Source organism: Rhizobium sp. SRDI969, from assembly GCF_025152725.1.
In the GTDB taxonomy this organism is placed as follows: Bacteria; Pseudomonadota; Alphaproteobacteria; order Rhizobiales; family Rhizobiaceae; genus Rhizobium; species Rhizobium leguminosarum_I.
Window position 1 is genome coordinate 977934 of sequence record NZ_CP104035.1, and the last position, 17577, is coordinate 995510.

General features: G+C 59.4%; 15 protein-coding genes. 11 read left to right on the top strand and 4 right to left on the bottom strand.

Annotated elements, in window-relative coordinates:
• Positions 1–652 precede the first annotated feature (652 nt).
• From N2A41_RS04960 to N2A41_RS05005, 10 genes are all read left to right on the top strand, one after another.
• Positions 653–1909, top strand: coding sequence for a polysaccharide biosynthesis/export family protein (locus N2A41_RS04960; protein WP_260110417.1), 1257 nt, complete (start codon positions 653–655; stop codon positions 1907–1909).
• A gap of 175 nt (positions 1910–2084) precedes the next feature.
• Positions 2085–2801: a glycosyltransferase family 2 protein gene (locus tag N2A41_RS04965; RefSeq protein ID WP_246726267.1), complete on the top strand. Its 717-nt coding sequence runs from the start codon at positions 2085–2087 to the stop codon at positions 2799–2801.
• A 26-nt stretch (positions 2802–2827) separates the two neighbouring features.
• Positions 2828–3988, top strand: a complete 1161-nt coding sequence (locus N2A41_RS04970; protein WP_441005715.1) for a glycosyltransferase family 4 protein — start codon at positions 2828–2830, stop codon at positions 3986–3988.
• Entirely contained in the window at positions 3975–6074 is a 2100-nt protein-coding gene (locus tag N2A41_RS04975) for a hypothetical protein (protein ID WP_260110418.1), read from the top strand. Before N2A41_RS04970 ends, N2A41_RS04975 begins: the two co-directional genes overlap by 14 nt.
• A complete protein-coding gene (locus N2A41_RS04980; protein WP_260110419.1) occupies positions 6071–6958 on the top strand; it encodes a DUF6492 family protein in 888 nt (295 codons plus the stop codon). Before N2A41_RS04975 ends, N2A41_RS04980 begins: the two co-directional genes overlap by 4 nt.
• The gene (locus N2A41_RS04985; protein ID WP_260110420.1) at positions 6955–7785 is read left to right on the top strand and encodes a hypothetical protein; all 831 of its coding nucleotides are present in this window, start codon (positions 6955–6957) and stop codon (positions 7783–7785) included. The genes N2A41_RS04980 and N2A41_RS04985 overlap by 4 nt, the downstream gene beginning before the upstream one ends.
• Positions 7778–8779 (top strand): glycosyltransferase family 2 protein, encoded by a 1002-nt coding sequence (locus N2A41_RS04990; protein ID WP_260110421.1) that lies wholly within the window; start codon positions 7778–7780, stop codon positions 8777–8779. The genes N2A41_RS04985 and N2A41_RS04990 overlap by 8 nt, the downstream gene beginning before the upstream one ends.
• A 2-nt stretch (positions 8780–8781) precedes the next feature.
• Entirely contained in the window at positions 8782–10161 is a 1380-nt protein-coding gene (locus N2A41_RS04995; RefSeq protein ID WP_170263332.1) for a hypothetical protein, read from the top strand.
• A gap of 16 nt (positions 10162–10177) precedes the next feature.
• Positions 10178–11359 (top strand): glycoside hydrolase 5 family protein, encoded by a 1182-nt coding sequence (locus tag N2A41_RS05000; protein ID WP_260110422.1) that lies wholly within the window; start codon positions 10178–10180, stop codon positions 11357–11359.
• 431 nt (positions 11360–11790) lie between these two features.
• A complete protein-coding gene (locus tag N2A41_RS05005; RefSeq protein ID WP_170263328.1) occupies positions 11791–12294 on the top strand; it encodes a hypothetical protein in 504 nt (167 codons plus the stop codon).
• A gap of 14 nt (positions 12295–12308) precedes the next feature.
• On the opposite strand, the gene N2A41_RS05010 is transcribed toward N2A41_RS05005, so the two are convergent.
• Positions 12309–13283: a quinone oxidoreductase family protein gene (locus tag N2A41_RS05010; RefSeq protein WP_260110423.1), complete on the bottom strand. Its 975-nt coding sequence runs from the start codon at positions 13281–13283 to the stop codon at positions 12309–12311.
• A gap of 69 nt (positions 13284–13352) precedes the next feature.
• Between N2A41_RS05010 and N2A41_RS05015 the strand changes: the two genes are divergently transcribed.
• Complete coding sequence (locus N2A41_RS05015) at positions 13353–14219, top strand: LysR family transcriptional regulator (protein ID WP_260111113.1); 867 nt, start codon at positions 13353–13355, stop codon at positions 14217–14219.
• Between the two features lie 105 nt (positions 14220–14324).
• On the opposite strand, the gene N2A41_RS05020 is transcribed toward N2A41_RS05015, so the two are convergent.
• From N2A41_RS05020 to cysN, 3 genes are all read right to left on the bottom strand, one after another.
• Positions 14325–14738 (bottom strand): GFA family protein, encoded by a 414-nt coding sequence (locus N2A41_RS05020; protein WP_260110424.1) that lies wholly within the window; start codon positions 14736–14738, stop codon positions 14325–14327.
• Positions 14739–15138: 400 nt separating this feature from the next.
• Positions 15139–15780: a peroxiredoxin-like family protein gene (locus N2A41_RS05025; RefSeq protein ID WP_170263321.1), complete on the bottom strand. Its 642-nt coding sequence runs from the start codon at positions 15778–15780 to the stop codon at positions 15139–15141.
• A gap of 299 nt (positions 15781–16079) precedes the next feature.
• Positions 16080–17576, bottom strand: a complete 1497-nt coding sequence (cysN, locus tag N2A41_RS05030) for a sulfate adenylyltransferase subunit CysN (RefSeq protein WP_260110425.1) — start codon at positions 17574–17576, stop codon at positions 16080–16082.
• Position 17577 lies beyond the last annotated feature (1 nt).

Here is a 17577-nt window from a genome sequence, read left to right on the forward strand (position 1 = left end):
ATTGACACCGACTGCGGTGTCATTTTGCGGGGGAGGACGGTCGGCCAGTGCCGAGAGCCCACCTCGATGACGGGCACCTTATCGCAGCAGGTTCTATGGCTGTAGATATCTGAAATGCATAATATAATTCCATTTTATGGATAAGTGGCCGGCCAGCCGCGGATACAAATCGGTTCGCCATCCCGGATCACAACGCCGAAACCCGCGCCTGAATGATGCCGACATCGCGGATCGCGACGGCGCAAATGTCGTCCTCGAAACCATTTCTCAAGTGCCGGCGTTGGCTCAGACATCTCTTCGCCAATGGCGGCTCTAATGGACTAAAGCTGAGAGCTACATTGCAAATTTCACCCTGCTGATCGACAAATAAACCGATAAAGCCAAGGATTTTGAAGTGCTGCCCGGTGGCCGCAAGATATTACTTTTATTGAATTCTTTTCGACTCGGGATCTTAGCCTGTCTGGCAGATGTATTAATCATTGTTAAGTACTGTTGAATATGATTAATATTATGTTAATCTTAAAGAGATTACGAGGCGTTCATCGCTTTAAAAGCGGAAATTCGAAACATGAAGCTTTCGAAGATAGCATCTCCAAAGATACCTCAATATAGGTCGAGAATCCGTTCTCGCCTACATCAAACAATACTGTGCATGGTGTTTGCAGCAATTGTTCCATTGACGCCAGCAGCGGAAGAGTTGCCTTCGCCTACGGAAGCGGTCTCGGTTGTGACACCTGGTGAGACTTTGGCCCGGCAGCCTCAATTGTTGCGTGACGGTCTTCGCTCAGGCGATAAATTGAATCTGGCATTTTACGAAAGCTTGGCCTCCGTCGAAGACCGCTGGACGGGTTCACGGGGCACGGTTCCCTGGAACTTTTATCAGCGCCCCGAACTCACTGGCGAATACGTCGTTGAAGCGGACGGAACGATTTCGCTTCCGCTTTTGGGACGCTTCCGGGTTCGAGGGCTTCCTCCGGCGGATGTGGAGGCGATAATTCTTCCTTCGTACGAAAATTTGGTCGGCAGAAAGGGGTTCGTGAATATCGTCAAGATTGAGCACCAGCCTGTTTATATTACCGGCCCGGTTCGTAATCCCGGCTCGTTTCGATATGTTGATGGCATGACCGTTCTGCATGCCGTTGCGCAAGCGGGTGGCATGGCGGCGAAGGGTATTGAGCCGTGGCAGAGTGTGGAAATTACACGCCAGATCGAGCGGTTGAAGACTGAGTTGGCCGATCTGAAGCGGCTTGCGTCGCGAACCGAGGTGCTCAGGGCGAAGCGCGATTCCGTGCAAATTGCCAGCATTGGTGCACCAATTCTCGGTCCCGATCCCGATGCCCAACGGTTGCTGGATGATGAGACATGGCAGCGCCAATTGATAACGACGAGCAAGGATGCGCAGAGCAGTGCTTACGCAAAATCTGTTGCCGATGCTCAGGCCGATCTCGATCTGCGTCAGGCCCGCGTCGGCAATTATGATGCCACCATTCGGGTCCGTCAGGATCGGCTGGCAAGTATCGAGAATTTGGCCAAAAACAAGCTTGTCACCAGCATCGAATTGACCCGGGCGCAAAGCGAACTGACCGAGTCGGAAGATCGAAAGCAGCAAGCCGTCATCGATGTCGAGAGCGCAAAGCAGCGGCTGGCGGCAGCGAAACAGGACGTTGAGCGCGATCGTATCGAACGCAAGATCGAGATCGAGAAGTCGGCAGCGGATGCGGAAAGAGGCCTATCTACGGCATTGAAGACGACCGAGAGCGATCTTGAAATCTTCCGGTCGATGGTATCGTCGAATGATAGCGCCGGTGTTGAATTTGAAATCGTTCGGCCTGGACCGAATGGAGTCACAGTCGAACCTGCTACCGAAGAAACGGTCTTACAGCCTGGCGATCTAATCAAAGTACATTGAGACGCAGCCACATACCCTTCCCCGACTGGGGAGAGTTTAGTCCTCCTCTCGGCCAAAGAGCTCAGAGGCATCGTCGATTTGCGATTTGTCACGCGGTCCAAAACGCCAAGGAGAGCTTATGTCTGCAATACAAGCTGTAGAAGCCTCGCATTCCTCGATGCCGGTCCAAGGTCCGATGTTCAATTTGCCAAGGACCTCGCTCGTCATTCCAACCTTGAACGAAGCGGAAAACATTAAGCTGCTTTTGCCCCGCATACCGACATGGGTGCATGAAATCATCATCGTCGATGGGCGATCGACAGACGGAACGCCTGACATAGCGCGAAGCATGCGCGATGATGTCAAGATCGTACTTCAGCCTAAGAAGGGCAAAGGCATCGCATTGCGGACGGGCTTCGAAGCCGCATCTGGTGATATGATCGTGATGCTGGATGCTGACGGTTCGATGGATCCTTACGAAATCATCCTGTTCGTCGCGGCTCTTGTTGCAGGTGCGGATTTCGTCAAGGGTTCGCGCTTTATGCAGGGTGGCGGAACCAGCGACATGACGGTCATCCGCCGGTTCGGCAATCTGGGCCTGACCCTGCTGGTCCGGATGCTGTATGGTAGCTCTTTCAGCGATCTGTGCTACGGCTACATGGGCTTTTGGAGGCGGCATGTTCCTTTGCTGCGTGCCGATTGCGACGGCTTCGAAATCGAGACGCTGATCAATTTGCGGGCCCTGAAGAACAAGCTCAAAATCATGGAAGTCGCGAGCTTTGAATCGGAGCGCATCTACGGCGTCAGCAATCTGCGTGCCCTTCCGGACGGCTGGCGCGTGCTGAAGACGATCTTCCGGGAACGCGTCAGTACGCCGACGGGCGTCCAAGTCCTCGAGCAGGGCATGTCCTGAGGTCTGGATGTAATTGGCGAGGCCGCATGATGCGCATTTTGATGCTCAGCGCGAGATACCTGCCTTATGCCGGAGGAACGGAAACCCATGTAAGCGAGGTCGCAACCCGGCTCGTGGCCAAGGGGCATGCGGTGACGGTATTGACGGGCAATCCCGATGGCCTTCTTCCGGCAGAGGAAACCCGAGACGGCGTGCAGATTATCAGGCTGAAGACCTTTCCCCGTGGGCGGGATTGGTGCTTCGCCCCCGGCGTCTTCAAGGCGGTCGCCGAAGGTGATTGGGACCTGATGCATGTTCAGGGCTACCACACGTTCCTGGCACCGCTCGGAATGGCCGCCGCATCGCGCAAGGGGCTTCCTTTTGTAGTCACCTTTCACAGCGGTGGTCATTCGTCACCATTTCGATCCTCGATCCGGCGCTTCCAACACAGAATGCTTGCGCCTCTGGCTGCCAGGGCAGGGCAACTCATTGGCGTGTCGCGATTCGAAGCGGACCTATTCAGCCAGAATATGACAATCGCGAGAGACCGGTTCATCGTTATCCCCAATGGCGCGCGCCTGCCGGAAAAGTCCGGGCGGCGATCCCCTTCACCTCACGACAAGCCGCTGATTGTCTCGCTCGGCAGGCTGGAGCGCTATAAAGGTCATCATCGGGCGCTTGCTGCCTTTAATGTGCTGGCAACGAAATTCCCTGATATGCGCCTTCGAATCCTGGGAGAAGGCCCCTATGAGGCGAAGCTGCGTCAGCAGGTGGCCGAGCTCGGGCTCGGCAACCGCGTCGAGATCGGGGCAATTCCGCCGGCCGACCGGTCCGCAATGGCCGATCTTTTGTCTTCGGCCGCACTTGTCGTGCTCCTCAGCGATTATGAAGCTCATCCCGTCGCGGTTATGGAGGCGCTTTCGGTCAAGGCTCCCGTCCTGACCACCGACACATCAGGCTTTCGGGAGCTGGTTGAGGAGGGCCTCGTGCGATCCATTCCGCTCAACGCTTCGCCAGACTTCACCGCACGTGAAATGCTCGCCACCATGGACGCCGGGCCGATCTCAATTGAGACGAGGTTGCCGGACTGGGACGATTGCACGGACCGGCTGCTGACGGTGTACAGACGCGTATTTTCGCATCCGCAGCCTGAACTGCGAACCGGTCCAGCACTGCTTGGAGATTTGAAGCACGATGACCGTTGTTAAGGGACGGGCTTCTCCAAGCCAGCAGAAGGCCTACCAGGAGGGAGCTTATCGTCACGGCTATACAGAGAGGGTTTCCATTCCACGCATCGATCTATGGATCGCGGCATTTCTGGGCCTGCGCAGGCAGGACAGCGCGGTCGGGGGCATTGCCGATCCTTCGTCGCTGGGCATGTCGCCGGTCTTTGCCTTGCTATGCAGTTGCGCCCTTGTCGTGATCGCACTTGCCGCAAATGCCAGTCGGCTGGGGGAGGGCTGGGCGGTTTCGACGTTCTATACCGCCATCGCCGCGATCTTTCTCCCGCCAGCGGCGCGGATCATCCATCCGGGAGCCAGCCGCCTGGAGCGCTTGGCGCTCATAGTGATCGTCACTTCAGCCCTCTTCGTGGTACGCGTCATCCGCGCACCCGTCGCATTCATAGATCATGACGAATTCCTGCACTGGGCGACGGTGAACGACATTCTGGAGGCGCGGCGACTGTTCCTGCCCAATCCCCTTCTGCCGGTCAGCCCGCTCTATCCCGGACTGGAGCTCATAACGTCCGCCTTGGTCAACCTGTCCGGACTGTCCGTCTTCGCGGCAGGCCTCATCGTGTTGGCGGCAGCGCGGATGGTGCTGATGCTCACGCTATTCCTGCTCTTCGAGAAGATCACGGATTCTGCGCGGATCGCCTCCATCGCCTGCCTGATCTACATGGGCTCGTCCACGTTTTTGCTGTTCGACGTCCACTACTCCTATGAAAGCCTGGCGATCCCCATGCTTGTGGCGGTGCTGTTGGCTTCGGAAAGCCGACGCATGGAGCCAAGCGACACGGCAGCCTGGCCGACGGTCATCGCCACCATGGTCCTGATCGTGGCGCTCGCGGTTACTCATCATCTCACCTCCTATTTTTGCACGGCCCTTTTGTGCGGCACGGCGGTGATGGAATGCCTGCGGCAGGGCGCGTCCGCCATGCAGAGGCGGCAGGCGATCCTGTTGGCCTCGATCGCCGTGATTGCTCCGGTCGCCTGGTCGAAGATCGTCGGGAACCCCACCGGCGGCTACATCCTTCCCGTACTGGAAGGCGGCATAAACGAGGTAGCGCAACTCGTATCGAATTCGACCGCGACGCGTAGGCTTTTCGTGTCGGACACGGGAGCCTTGGCGCCTGCTTGGCAACGTTACCTGACGATGGCAGGCGTCGCGCTGATCTGCCTGGGGCTTCTCACCGGCTTTCTCCGCTCGCTCGTTTTCAATGGGCAGCACCGGGATGCGAGCATCCTCTGGCCGCCGACCAGATGGCGGCTATGGCGCTCAAGTCTTCTCGAGATCCTCGTTTTGGCGACGCTGGCCTATCCCGTCAGTATCATCTTCCGCCTGACGCGCAGTGGGTGGGAGATCGGCAACCGCATCGGCTCGCTATCTTTCCTCGGCGTCGCGATTGTCGTCGCGGTGGCCGTCGCGGCGTTCTGGCACGGCACGTCGCGTGGCTGGCTGCGCGCAACGGCGCTTGCCGCCGCCGCAACGACGGTGCTGATTGCTGGCGTCATCAGCTCCGAGGGACCACGTATCCTGGTTCCGGCCGCCTATGAAGTGTCAGCCGACTCCTCGTCGATAGAACCGATGGGGATCAGCGCCGCAAGGTGGACCAAGGAATGGCTGGGCGGCGACCAGAATTTCGCAACCGATCGGATCAATCGCCTGCTCCTGTCCACCTACGGCCGTCAAAAGGTCTCGACCACGCTTGAGAGTGGGCAAGATACGAGCATGGCCATCACCGCAGCCGATCTCGGCCCGATGGAACGTCAGCTGCTGATTGACCAGGGCATCGGCTTCGTCATGGTCGACCTGCGCATGACCACCGGCCTGCCCGGCGTCGGCGTCTATTTCGACGGCGGCGCGCAAGACCGAAACCACATGGTCCCCCTCCAGGCGTCGTCGCTGCTTAAGTTCAATTCCGAGCCCGATGTCGACCGCACCTTCGACAACGGCTTCATGGTCATTTTCGACGTGGGGCGGCTCGGGAAAACACGGCAGCCCGCCGCCCCTCGCAAGCGGACCGGAGAGCCGGTACAATCCTTGGGACGAACTGACGGAGATTTACAATGATCGATAGCCGTATCGACGCTTTCATGTGCGTCCATTCGCGGGACATCGAATATCTACTCGAAGCGTCCCTTCGCTCCTACCAGCAGCATTTCCCCGACAAGGGAAACCTGACCATGGTCACCGACAACCCGGCCGCTTTAAGAGCCTTCCTCGACGCGAAGGGTCTCGTGCCTGGCGCCGCCGTCACCGGCGACAACGATTGGCTTTCGGCCAGCGAACTGGAACTTCCCGGCTGGTTTCGGCAGCAGATCATCAAGCTGCGCGCCTTCGAATTCTGCCGGACCGAGCATTTCTGTAATCTCGGTGCGGATACACTGCTGCTGCGGCCCATTGAGACGACCGATCTGATCGACCGGCGCCAACCGGTTCTCTATTATTCCAGCCACAGGCTTCCCGATCTGCACTACCGTTTCGAGAAGAAACGGTTGCGCAATGTTGCAAAGATCCTCGGCGTCGAGCCGGCCCGGTCTTTTCGCTACGTCGATTTCATCAACGATTTCTTCTGCTTCAAGCGCGAATGGCTCATCGCGCTGAATGACTATATCGCGTCGAAATACGGCTCGAAACCCTACGTCGAGCTGCTCAAGGGTCTCAGCGCGTCAAAAGACCAGACACGGTTCGGGGAATGGACGCTCTATTCCGTCTTTCTGCTCGATGTGATGCACCAGTCGCCGACGATGCGCGATGCGCGCGGGGCCTATCTGACGCAGATCCATAGCCGCCTCGGCCTCACGCTGAGCCGGCTGGACAGCAAGATCGTTCATCTCGTCCAGAAATCCTTCGACCCAAACGTGATCCGGCAGAAGCTGATGAAGGTGAACCCGGGCGCCGCTCAGATCGTCGGCGCGACGGCATGGGCAGATGCAGGAGCTCGCCCCCGATGATGGCCCGCCGTGTCTTTCTGGGGATCATTCCGCTGTGGATTCTTGCCGCTGTCTTGACCGTAACGTGGCTGCCCGGAACCTTTTCGACCTCGGAGAAGGCGGTTCGCCTGGCGCTCTGCGCGCCGCTGATCCTATATCTCCCGGGCCGCATGCTGGTGGATACCCTGCGCATAGAGGGCGATACGGTCACAAGGGGAACGCTCGCGGTGTTCCTGAGCTTCGCGGCCTGCATTTTTCTGGGGCTTCTGCTGCATGTCGCCGGGCATCTCGATGCGCGCGGCTGGGTCTACGCCCTGGGCCTGACGACCATCGCCCTTCGGTGCCTGAATGTCGTTTTGCCGCTCGCAAGGGCGGTTCCAGCCATTCCCTGGACTTGGCCCGGCCGCCGTTTTTTGATCTTCGCAGTTTCCATGATCCTGGCGACGAGTTCCGTCCTCATGGCGCGCCCGGTCGCGCTTGAACGTAAGCCGTTTCATTTCACCGAGTTTTGGATGGTGCCCAAATGGAACTGGACGAACAATGTGGTAACGGTCGGCGTGCGCAATTCGGAAGACACCAAGACGCTTTACAGTCTTGACCTCGTTCTGGGCGGTACGTTGATTGGACAGATGCCAACCTTCGAGCTGGCACCTTCCTCCAGCCAAACTTTCGAATTCTCCGTACCAACGAAAACGCGCGCCCCCGCACGGCTGGAAGCCTGGCTCTACAAGAGCGGCGACAGGGGAACGATCTACCGCAAGGTCTGGATGACCATCGACACGCTCCAGTCCCCGGCACCGACCGGAATGACCCTTCAGTTCGCTGATCCGGAGACGAAAAATGGATAATTTCCAGCCTCCCGTGCCCGGTAAGCTCACGACGGCAATCGTCATCTGCTGCTATTCCGACAAGCGCTGGGACGTCCTCAACAAGGCAATGGAGGCGGCAACGCGTCAGGTCCCGGCCGCGGACGAGATCGTCGTCATCGTCGATCACAATCCGGCACTGGCGCTGCGTCTGCGCGCCAAGCGCTTTGAAACCCCCGTCAGGATCGTCGAGAATATTCATCCGCCCGGCCTCTCCGGCGCCCGCAACACCGGGATTTCAGCCAGCCGCGGCGAGGTCATCCTGTTTCTCGACGACGACGCCGTGTCAGATCGGGATTTGCTGGCAACCTTGGTGCGGCAACTCGAGGATCCCTCGGTTCTGGGCGCCGTCTCCGCTATCCGCCCGTTGTGGGAAACAGATCGTCCGTCCTGGTTTCCCGACGAATTCCTGTGGACCCTTGGCTGCACCTATCGCGGCCTTCATCCGGGGCCGGTGCGCAACCTCATCGGCGCGTCCATGTGCATCCGCCGCTCCGTCTTCGATCATACGGGCGGCTTCGATTCCGGCTTGGGCCGAACGGCCAAGGCTTTGCCGCTCGGATGCGAGGAAACCGAACTCTGCATCCGTGCAACCAAGGCCTTGCCGCATGGCCGTTTCGTCTTCGAGCCGTCCAGCGGCAGCGATCACGCCATACCCGCTGATCGTGCGACGTGGAAATATTTCCTTCATCGATGCTGGGCCGAAGGGCTTTCAAAGGCCAGCCTATCGTTGATGGCAGGCTCCGGCGAGGCGCTGGCGTCGGAAAAGACCTATATGACGAGGACCTTGCCCCAAGGGCTTATGCGGGGATTTGCTGATGTGCTGCTTGGCCAGCCGAGCGGCCTTCTTCGCGCCGTCGCCCTGGCCGCCGGCCTAGGGGCCACCGCGGCCGGATTCTCTCTCGGCAGGACCCGCGCGGCCCTTACGCGACGGTTCACCTCCGTTCCTGCTCGCGCGCTCGAACGGGTGGAATAGGCATGATGACCGTCAGCGCCGCCATCGCTAACGTCCGCAGCCTCCTGATGAACCAGGCGGTTTTGCTCCTCAATGCAGGCATGCTGGGGCTTGGAACGTTGATGACGGCCATTCTCGGCTTCGTCTACTGGTGGTTCGCAGCGCGTACCTTCTCGGCCGAAGCTGTTGGGCTCGCCGCCGCCGCCATATCGTTGATGAATCTCCTCGCGAATCTCGGTGAAGTCGGTCTCGGACCCTTCCTGATGGGCGAGATGGGCCGTCAGCAAAGAGCAGGCCCGTTTCTGACGGGCGCCCTCCTGGCCTCGTTCAGCGCCTCCATCGTGGTGGGGCTGATCTATCTTGCTATCGCAGCCTGTACATCGACCCAGCTTGGCTCGATCGTCGGTTCCTCCGCGACCGATCTCTTCTTCGTCGCGGCTTGCGCTCTGACGGCTGTGACGCTCGTGCTCGACCAAGCCATGGTCGGCCTCCTGCGGAGCGGCCTTCAACTGGCCCGGAATGTCGTCTTCGCCGCCAGCAAGCTTCTTCTCCTGATCGCTCTCGGCCTGACAATTGGCCGGGCGACCAACGAACTGGCGATCTTCACCACCTGGTTTGCCGGGCAGCTTGTCTCGCTGGTCGTCGTGGCCGGGCTTCTTGTCTATGCCGGCAGGCGCGTCTTCCACCGGCCGGAGATCCGCGCCTTCCGCCCGATGCTCGGACAGGTTTTCGGCCATCACGCGCTCAGCATGGCTGTTCAGGCGCCGGCGCTGCTGCTGCCTTTCGTCGTCACGGTGATGCTGTCTGCTGAGATCAACGCCGCCTTCTATGCCGCCTGGACGGTGCTGAACGTTGCGCTTCTCGTCCCTGCGTCACTCGCCTCGGTGTTGTTTGCCATCGCTGTGCGGGAGCCGGAGCTATTTCCCGCGCGCCTGCGCCTGTCGCTCGGCTTGTCGATGCTGGTCTGCGCGGCGACCGCCTTGGCGTTCCTCTTCCTGTCGCGCTTCATGCTCTGGATATTCAATCCGGCCTATGCTGTGATTGCAGGAAATGGCCTTCAGTTTCTGGGCGTTGCCGCTTTCGGAATGGCGTCGAAGTATCATTATCTGGCGGTTCAACGTGTCCGACGGCGCCTGGGCTTTGCCACGCTCGTTCTGATCGGCGGTGCGGTGTTGGAGATCGTGGCCGCCGCCGGCGGTGCGCGATTCGGGATCGCAGCCACAGCCGACTTCTGGGTCATTGCTGTTTCGCTGGAAGGCCTGCTTCTGTGCCCGGCATTGTATTGGGCCACACGGCGCACTGCGACGCCGTCCATCGCCGCGCCATCAACGGCTGGCGGTGTCTCGACATACGGCAATTCCCTCGACCAGACAGACCAAATCGGAATTGCGTCACGGGCTTGAAAGGGAGTTTCTTAGCATGAGGCGTATTCACCGTTTCCGGGATTTCGCTATCGGCGCTGCGGCGCTGGCGCTTTTTTGGTCTGCTCAAGTCGGATCTGCGGACGCGCAGTCATCCGCGCAGCAATCTTTCGTCACGACGAAAGAGGGGGGCTTCCTGCTGGACGGCAAGCCATTTCGCGTGGCCGGCGTGAACAACCATTATCTGACATTTGGCTCGTCAGGCGAAGTCACCCGCGTATTGGACGATGCCACGGCAATGGGCGCCAATGTGGTGCGCACCTTCCTGCAACCGGTTATAGGGTCGCTGGACGGCCAGGTGCCGACGATCTGGAATTCAAAGAGCACGGCCGATTCCGGCAACCTCGGAACCAAGGGCATCTATATGATGAGTTGGGATCCGATAACCAACGAGATGGTTCCCAACGACGGACCTGACGGCCTGCAAAAGGTCGATTACCTCATCGCGGAAGCGGCGAAGCGCAAGCTTAAGCTGATCCTCGCATTCGTCGATTTCTGGGCCTACACGGGCGGTGCCCAGCAGATGAACGCCTGGTACGGGAGTTCGGACAAATACACCTTTTTTGCCGCTGATCCGCGAACCCGACGCGATTACAAGGAATGGGTTCGGCATGTTCTGTCGCGCGTCAACACGATTACCGGTGTGCGCTATTCCGACGACCCCACCATATTTGCCTGGGATCTGGCCAACGAACCTGACATCCATCCCAAACCGCTCCTTTATGAGTGGGTGTCGGAAATGTCAGCCTATGTCAAATCCCTGGCGCCGAAACAGCTCGTCACGACGGGCCATGGGAACATGGATCAGAAGCTGGCGGATATGAATATTCCGAGCGTTGATTTCGGCACGTGGCATGGCTACCCATCCTACGCCAAAATGAGCCATTCCGATTTCGATGCCCGCATTCGCGAATACTGCGCGATCGGGCGAAGCATCGGAAAACCGGTGATCCTGGAGGAGTTTGGAGTTCCGCGATCCGATGCCGATCAGGCAAACGCCTATGGAACTTGGCTGAATACGATCGCCACCTCGGATTGCGGAGGTTGGGTGGTCTGGCGGCTCACCAGCACGCAGGATTCGGGCCTCTATCCCCAGGACGACTACGACAAATTCGACATCCATAACGATGGGAGCCCTGCTTGGCAGGCTCTGCGCGACGCCGCCCTCAAGCTTCAATAATCGGTCCACCGAAGCCATTCCGCCGTCCAGCATTAACGCATGTCGCGGGTACGGCACCGGGTGTTGCCATTCGATTTGATGGCTGCCAACAACATGTGGCATATCGCTCGACGGCGGAAACCGATTTCAAGACGAAAACGGGCGTGACACGACGATCGGAAGCGCGCCCGCGAACCGGGATGGTCGCGCGAACGCACAAGGGATAGCGATCTCAACGGCGTATTGACCTAAATGCTTCCATATTTTCTTGCGATCTAAACTGGGCCTGCAGCTTCGCCAAATATTCGCGGAATATCCGGGATATCGGGGACAAACCGGAGATTTTTCGAAGGTCAGCAGTCGGCAATATGAATAATGCGGACGGCTCGCTCCCAGATGCGATATCGTAAATCATCATCGGGCTAGCCCGATTCGAAATAGGGATTGCGGCAGTGAACTCTTCACGCTTTCTTCAATCAATCGTCGAAGCCGAATCCCAAGATACACGCTTGAATTTCGCCCGCGCCGCGATTTTTCAGCTCTATAGTGCTTGCCTGCCAACCGGATCTGCGCCGGCTCAGTTTTCCGTCGAACTCACCCTATCTGAAAAAGAGGCGGTCACGCTTGTCGTGCGGCCGTTCGTCAATAATATCGAAGCACTTGGCGGGCTTGTGAAATCCCTGTTTTCGACAAACGCGGAGACCGAACTGCGAGCCGTTCCATGCAGGGTGGAGGATAAGGTTGGATCCGGCATTGGATTGATACTTTTCGTCGACGATGAGCCGATGATTACCATCGGATCTCTTGCAGATGATACCGGACTGTTTCTTCGCCAGATCGAACCCGCATCCAGGAACACGCCCGGCGTTGCCACAATCGGTACGGTAGTAGGCCAACGACTTGCCAGTGTGGTTCCTATTCCGACTGGATCTCTCCATCTGCGTAAGCCAAAATAAATATCGCTGACCAATCAGGGTATCAGCAGGATACTGCCCGCCGAACGTCCGGACTCCATCTCTTCGTGCGCCTTCGCAACATCGGCCAAACGATATTCGGCACCGATCTGCGCGACGATCCCTGTTTCCATCGCGCCGACGGCAGCGAAAGCAGCCTCGCGATACTGTCCGATGTCAGCGCACCAGGCCATGATACTCGGATGGCAGAGCGCCTTGCCCGGGCGCAGTTCCTCGACGGGCACCGGTGGAATAGCACCGGCGGCCTGGCCGATGGTGACGGCCATGCCGAATGGGCGGACAGAGCGTATGCTCTTGAGAAGCGTGTCGCCGCCGATCCCGTCATAGGCGACGTCGACACCAAGCCCGTTCGTCAGCCGCTTCACGTCCGCGACGATATCGGCGCCTCGTCCGACAATGAGGTGATCGGCTCGATAAGATGCGGCGATTGCGGCCTTTTCGGAAGAGCCAACCGTCCCGATCACCGTGGCATCGAGCGATTTGGCCCAGCGAACGAGGATGCTTCCAAGCCCGCCCGCAGCAGCATGGATCAGAACCTGTGTTCCTGCACGCACATCATAGGTCTTTTTCAACAGCATGTAGGCGGTCATGCCTTTGAGCAGCGAACTCGCTGCCGTTTTCGCCGAAACGGCATCCGGAAGCTTGATCGCCCTTTCAGCGGCAATGTTCCTGGCTGAGCGATAGGCTCCAACCGGAGGCCCGGCATAGGCAACCCGGTCACCCTTTTGGAACATGGAAACGCCAGGACCGACGTCTTCGACGATGCCCGCCGCCTCGGCGCCGATCACCGAGGGGTAGGAAGGCATGGGGTAGATGCCCTTGCGGTGATAGACGTCGAGAAAGTTGGTTCCGATCGCCTGATGACGGATCTTGATCTCACCATCGCCGGGAGGTTCAGAATGGTGATGCTCCTCGACATGGAACTGGGTGACGTCACCGGGGGCGTTCAGCCATATGATTTGGTCGGTCATCTCTCGTGCTCCTTCATGGGCGCAAATTAACCGATGGCATGATGTGTGAAAATTCCCTATTACTTCACAATGATTGAGAGAGAATTCACACAACTCGACTGGGACGACCTTCGGCATTTCCTGGCGCTCGCGCAGTCGGGAACCTTGCTTGGCGCCGCAAAGCAGCTCGGCGTCGAACATGCGACGATCAGCCGGCGCATTTCGTCGCTTGAAGCCAGTCTCGGACGCAAGCTGGTAGACCGCCGCGGACGGCGCATCATGTTGACCTCGGACGGGGAGCAGGTTGCCAGGCACGCAGCTCTTGTCGCCGCGCAGACTGCGGCAATCGAGCAGCTTGGCCGCAGCAGCGCCACGGAATTGCGTGGCCATGTGAGGATCAGCGCGCCGCCCGCTCTCTCAAGCGTGCTGCTGGCAAAGCCGATCGCCGCCGTCAGGCGAGACCATCCGGGTGTTGAGATCACGCTCGTCGGAGAAAAGCGCCTCGCGTCGCTGAATAGACGAGAGGCGGATATCGCCGTGCGCATGTCGCGTCCCGAGGACGGCGATTACGCCATCGTCAAGCTCGGCGAAATGAGCTTCCATCTCTACGCATCAAGGACCTATCTCGAAACGGTTTCCCCGTCGGACTGGACCTTCATCGGTTACGACGAAACCATGAACGCCTCACCGCAACAACTGCGGCTGATCGAACTGGCCGCCGGCCGGCCGATCGCGCTGCGGTCGTCCGTTCTGGAGTTCCAGGCCGCAACGGCAAGCCTTGGCGCCGGTGTCGTCATGCTCCCCGATTTCGCCGCCCCGGAGCCCAGCGGTCTCCAGCGCATCGAGACCGAACAGGTTTTGACAAGAGAGATCTGGCTGGTTGTCCATTCGGATATCAAAGACGTCCCCTCTGTCCGCGTCGTCGTCGATGCCTTGAAGAGCGCTCTCGGGAAGTAGTGCTCAGTTGGCCGGGGCAGCAAAGGGAGAGGCAGTCATTGAACGCGTCGGCAGCGTGGCATTCGGACTGAAAGCCCGTGCGCTCACCGACCTTCCCGCGTCAATTCATTTCAATGGGAGGGTTGGATGGCTTTGAAAGTGCTCTACCGCTTCGTCAAGCTGCACCCAATTATGTTTGGATTGTTCGAAGACTGACATGGCAGGTGGCGCGAAGGCCGGATCGGCAAGGGAGCCGACCGCCACCCCGATCCAAAACGCCGCAGCATCGGCCTTCCAATAGACGGTCGAGCCGCACGTTGGGCAAAAGTGCATTCGGACCTTGCGACCGCTCTCGGCGGTACGAATGAATTCTGTAGATGTTCCGGATATTTCGACACAGCCGATCGCGTAGAAAGCATTTGCGCTGAACGGCGCGCCAGTTCTCCGCTGGCAAGCCAAACAGTGACACAGCGCAGTCAATTGTGGCGGCTCGCTGAGCATCAGTTTTAGAGCGCCGCAGGCGCATTGGGCATTGGCCATGGAAACTCCTCCCGCTTGCGCGGTGAAATTGCGTTGAATGGGGGTGAAACGCAGGCCCGAACCGCAAATGGTGAAGGTGGGCGATGCGAAGGGGCTGAGACCTGATATAATTTCAGGCTCACAGAGGCTCAAATGTAGATCGCGGAAATACTAAAGTCTAGAGGAAAGCCATCTGACCGCTTCAGGCTCGGATCGGATCCGGAGCCCTATCGCACCGTCTCAGGTTCTGATCGGTTCTTTGCGGCAAGCTGGATTTCAAATTCCACCGGCGATCCATCGCCAAGGGTGGAGTGGAGGCGCCAGAAAGCAAGCGGTAAACAGCGAGTCGATGAGCATCTTGAACGATGCGTCAACACCGAGCACCACCCCGGCGGTAGGTCCTCGAGCGAGTTTTTCGTTGTTAATGTGCGACTTGGGAAGCTGCCGACATCAATTCCTGGGAATTCGGTGCCGTGAATGTCTCGAGCCCAGCCTCCAGAACTTCAGTGAAGCTCCAGCGTACGATGCCTTCCCGGTCGATTAGGAACTGACCGACAAGCTGCCCGTGGTCGGCAGTCATCATCTGCTGATCGGCTTCCGTCATTTGATATCCTTCCTTCTCGTTGAGAAATTCGTCCATTGCCATCACGCCCATGGGCTCGGGCAACTCGCCCTGAAGATCGATCCGTATCGCCATGACCGTGTCGATCCCGACCTCGCGTAAGCCGAAGGCTTGGTGCGAAGCCCGTCCCGGGTCGGATGCAGCAAGAAGATCGGGTATCGGATGGTAACGGAAATAGAGCCGCGCGCGTTCGACCGGCGTATTTACCACCGCCAGGGATTGGACGCCTTTCTCACGCAGCATCGGGTTGAGATATGCCATGGCCGCGACATGGCGCCGGCAGAACGGACAATGCAGGCCTCGAAACAGACCGATCAACAATGGGCTGCGGCCGCGAAAATCATCAAGTGCGATCTTCCCCTCGTGCGAGATCGCATCAAACACAACGTTCGGGGCCCGGTCGCCCGGTTGTAGCGGATGGTCGACATAGCGCGTGGACATGGACAACCTCCTCGCTCGGGGATCAGTCGAGAAAAGGCGCCACGTTAACTGCTTCGAGGTCGAGATTGAGCGTTGCGAAGCCTGACCTCTCGTTTTACCGCACCGCCAGGATCCTACCTAAGAATGGCCCCACATCGGTCCGCCGGCAAGCGGTAAACAGCGAATCGTGAATTGAAAAAGTCCGTTTTCTGCAAATTCTGATTTTTTTAGCGGCCGTAGAGGCCGACAGGCATCGCCAGCCCGCAGCCAGCAGATTCGGCTGCGGTGAGGGGCCAGTCCTGCTGGCCCCTAGTCCTTTATCAGATATCGCTTGCGGCACTCGACCAAACGTCGGCGGCTTCGGCTGCCGTCATGCGCCGTACGTCGGCCTCGTGGCTGCGGCTGGCGAAGAGTTCGCTTGCCATGATCTGCTCGGCAAGATCGGCCGGAAGCGAGAGGATGACGCGGGCTTCGCCATTGTGCAGGCCGCCGAGTTCGCTGCGCTTGCCGGTCACCATGCCGCCGGCGACCGTGTTGTTAGTCTCCGGATCGATCAGGATGAAGGAGCCGGAAAGCCGGTTCTGCTCATAGGGGTCGAAGATCGCCGCTTCGTCGAAGACGAGCCGGACTTTGCCGATAGCGTTCATGTAGAGCCGCTGGGCGGAATTCCAGGCGCCGGTCTTCAGCTCCAACTGGCTGAGCGGCTGCACCTGGACACGCTGGCGGCGGCTGCCGCTCTTCAGCCAGTAGCGCTTGCCGGGCTCGATTCCCTCCGGCTGCAGCGCGACGATCTGCGCGTCGAAGGCAAGGCCGACCTGGGGCTGGGCGTCGATCGAGACGATCATGTCGCCGCGCGCCACATCCACCTGGCGGTCGAGCACCAGGGTGATCGCGTCGCCGGCAACGGCCGCGTTGCGGACGAGATCGAAGGTGACGATCTTCGAGACGTTGGCGACCATGCCCGACGGCAGGATCATGACGCTGTCGCCCGGTTTGACCGAGCCGCCGGCAACCGTGCCCTGATAGCCGCGGAAGCTTTCGCCCGGACGCGACACGCGCTGCACGGAAAGGCGGAAGCCGACCGTCTGCGACGAGCGCACGGTGGCAAGTTCCAGCGTCTCCACCAGCGACGGGCCGGTATACCAGGGCATGGCGGCCTGGCCGGAATAGACGACGTTTTCGCCCTTCAGCGCCGACATCGGAATGGCGGTGATCTGCTTGACGCCGAGCGACAGGGCAAATTCCCGGAAGTCATGGCTGATCTTGTCGAAGCCGGCGCGGTCGTAGCCCGTCAGGTCGATCTTGTTGACGGCAAGCACGAACTGTTTGATCCCGAGCAACGAGGCGATCGTCGCGTGACGGCGCGTTTGTTCCAGAATGCCGAGGCGCGCATCGACGAGCAGGATGGCGAGATCGGCGGTCGAGGCGCCGGTCGCCATGTTGCGGGTATATTGCTCATGGCCGGGCGTGTCGGCGACGATGAAGGAGCGCTTGTCGGTCGAGAAATAGCGATAGGCGACATCGATCGTGATGCCCTGTTCGCGCTCGGCCTGCAGGCCATCGAGCAGCAATGCGAAGTCGGGCAGGCCGAGATCGTTCTGCTTGCCGGTGGAATCGCGCTGCAGGGTGGCGGCCTGGTCTTCCTTGACCGCCTTGGTGTCCCAGAGCAGGCGGCCGATCAAGGTCGACTTGCCGTCATCGACGCTGCCGCAGGTGATGAGGCGCAGCGGCCTGGTATCGCGCTGAGCCTTGAGCGGCTCGGCGGCGGGCAGGCTGACGACGGTTGCGGCCGAGACGGCGGTTTGGGCTGCGGTCATC

Coding starts and splice junctions, on each gene's coding strand:
- N2A41_RS04960 (WP_260110417.1), top strand. CDS start 653: ATGGTGTTTGCAGCAATTGTTCCATTGACGCCAGCAGCGGAAGAGTTG.
- N2A41_RS04965 (WP_246726267.1), top strand. CDS start 2,085: ATGTTCAATTTGCCAAGGACCTCGCTCGTCATTCCAACCTTGAACGAA.
- N2A41_RS04970 (WP_441005715.1), top strand. CDS start 2,828: ATGATGCGCATTTTGATGCTCAGCGCGAGATACCTGCCTTATGCCGGA.
- N2A41_RS04975 (WP_260110418.1), top strand. CDS start 3,975: ATGACCGTTGTTAAGGGACGGGCTTCTCCAAGCCAGCAGAAGGCCTAC.
- N2A41_RS04980 (WP_260110419.1), top strand. CDS start 6,071: ATGATCGATAGCCGTATCGACGCTTTCATGTGCGTCCATTCGCGGGAC.
- N2A41_RS04985 (WP_260110420.1), top strand. CDS start 6,955: ATGATGGCCCGCCGTGTCTTTCTGGGGATCATTCCGCTGTGGATTCTT.
- N2A41_RS04990 (WP_260110421.1), top strand. CDS start 7,778: ATGGATAATTTCCAGCCTCCCGTGCCCGGTAAGCTCACGACGGCAATC.
- N2A41_RS04995 (WP_170263332.1), top strand. CDS start 8,782: ATGATGACCGTCAGCGCCGCCATCGCTAACGTCCGCAGCCTCCTGATG.
- N2A41_RS05000 (WP_260110422.1), top strand. CDS start 10,178: ATGAGGCGTATTCACCGTTTCCGGGATTTCGCTATCGGCGCTGCGGCG.
- N2A41_RS05010 (WP_260110423.1), bottom strand. CDS start 13,283: ATGACCGACCAAATCATATGGCTGAACGCCCCCGGTGACGTCACCCAG.
- N2A41_RS05015 (WP_260111113.1), top strand. CDS start 13,353: ATGATTGAGAGAGAATTCACACAACTCGACTGGGACGACCTTCGGCAT.
- N2A41_RS05020 (WP_260110424.1), bottom strand. CDS start 14,738: ATGGCCAATGCCCAATGCGCCTGCGGCGCTCTAAAACTGATGCTCAGC.
- N2A41_RS05025 (WP_170263321.1), bottom strand. CDS start 15,780: ATGTCCACGCGCTATGTCGACCATCCGCTACAACCGGGCGACCGGGCC.
- cysN (WP_260110425.1), bottom strand. CDS start 17,576: ATGACCGCAGCCCAAACCGCCGTCTCGGCCGCAACCGTCGTCAGCCTG.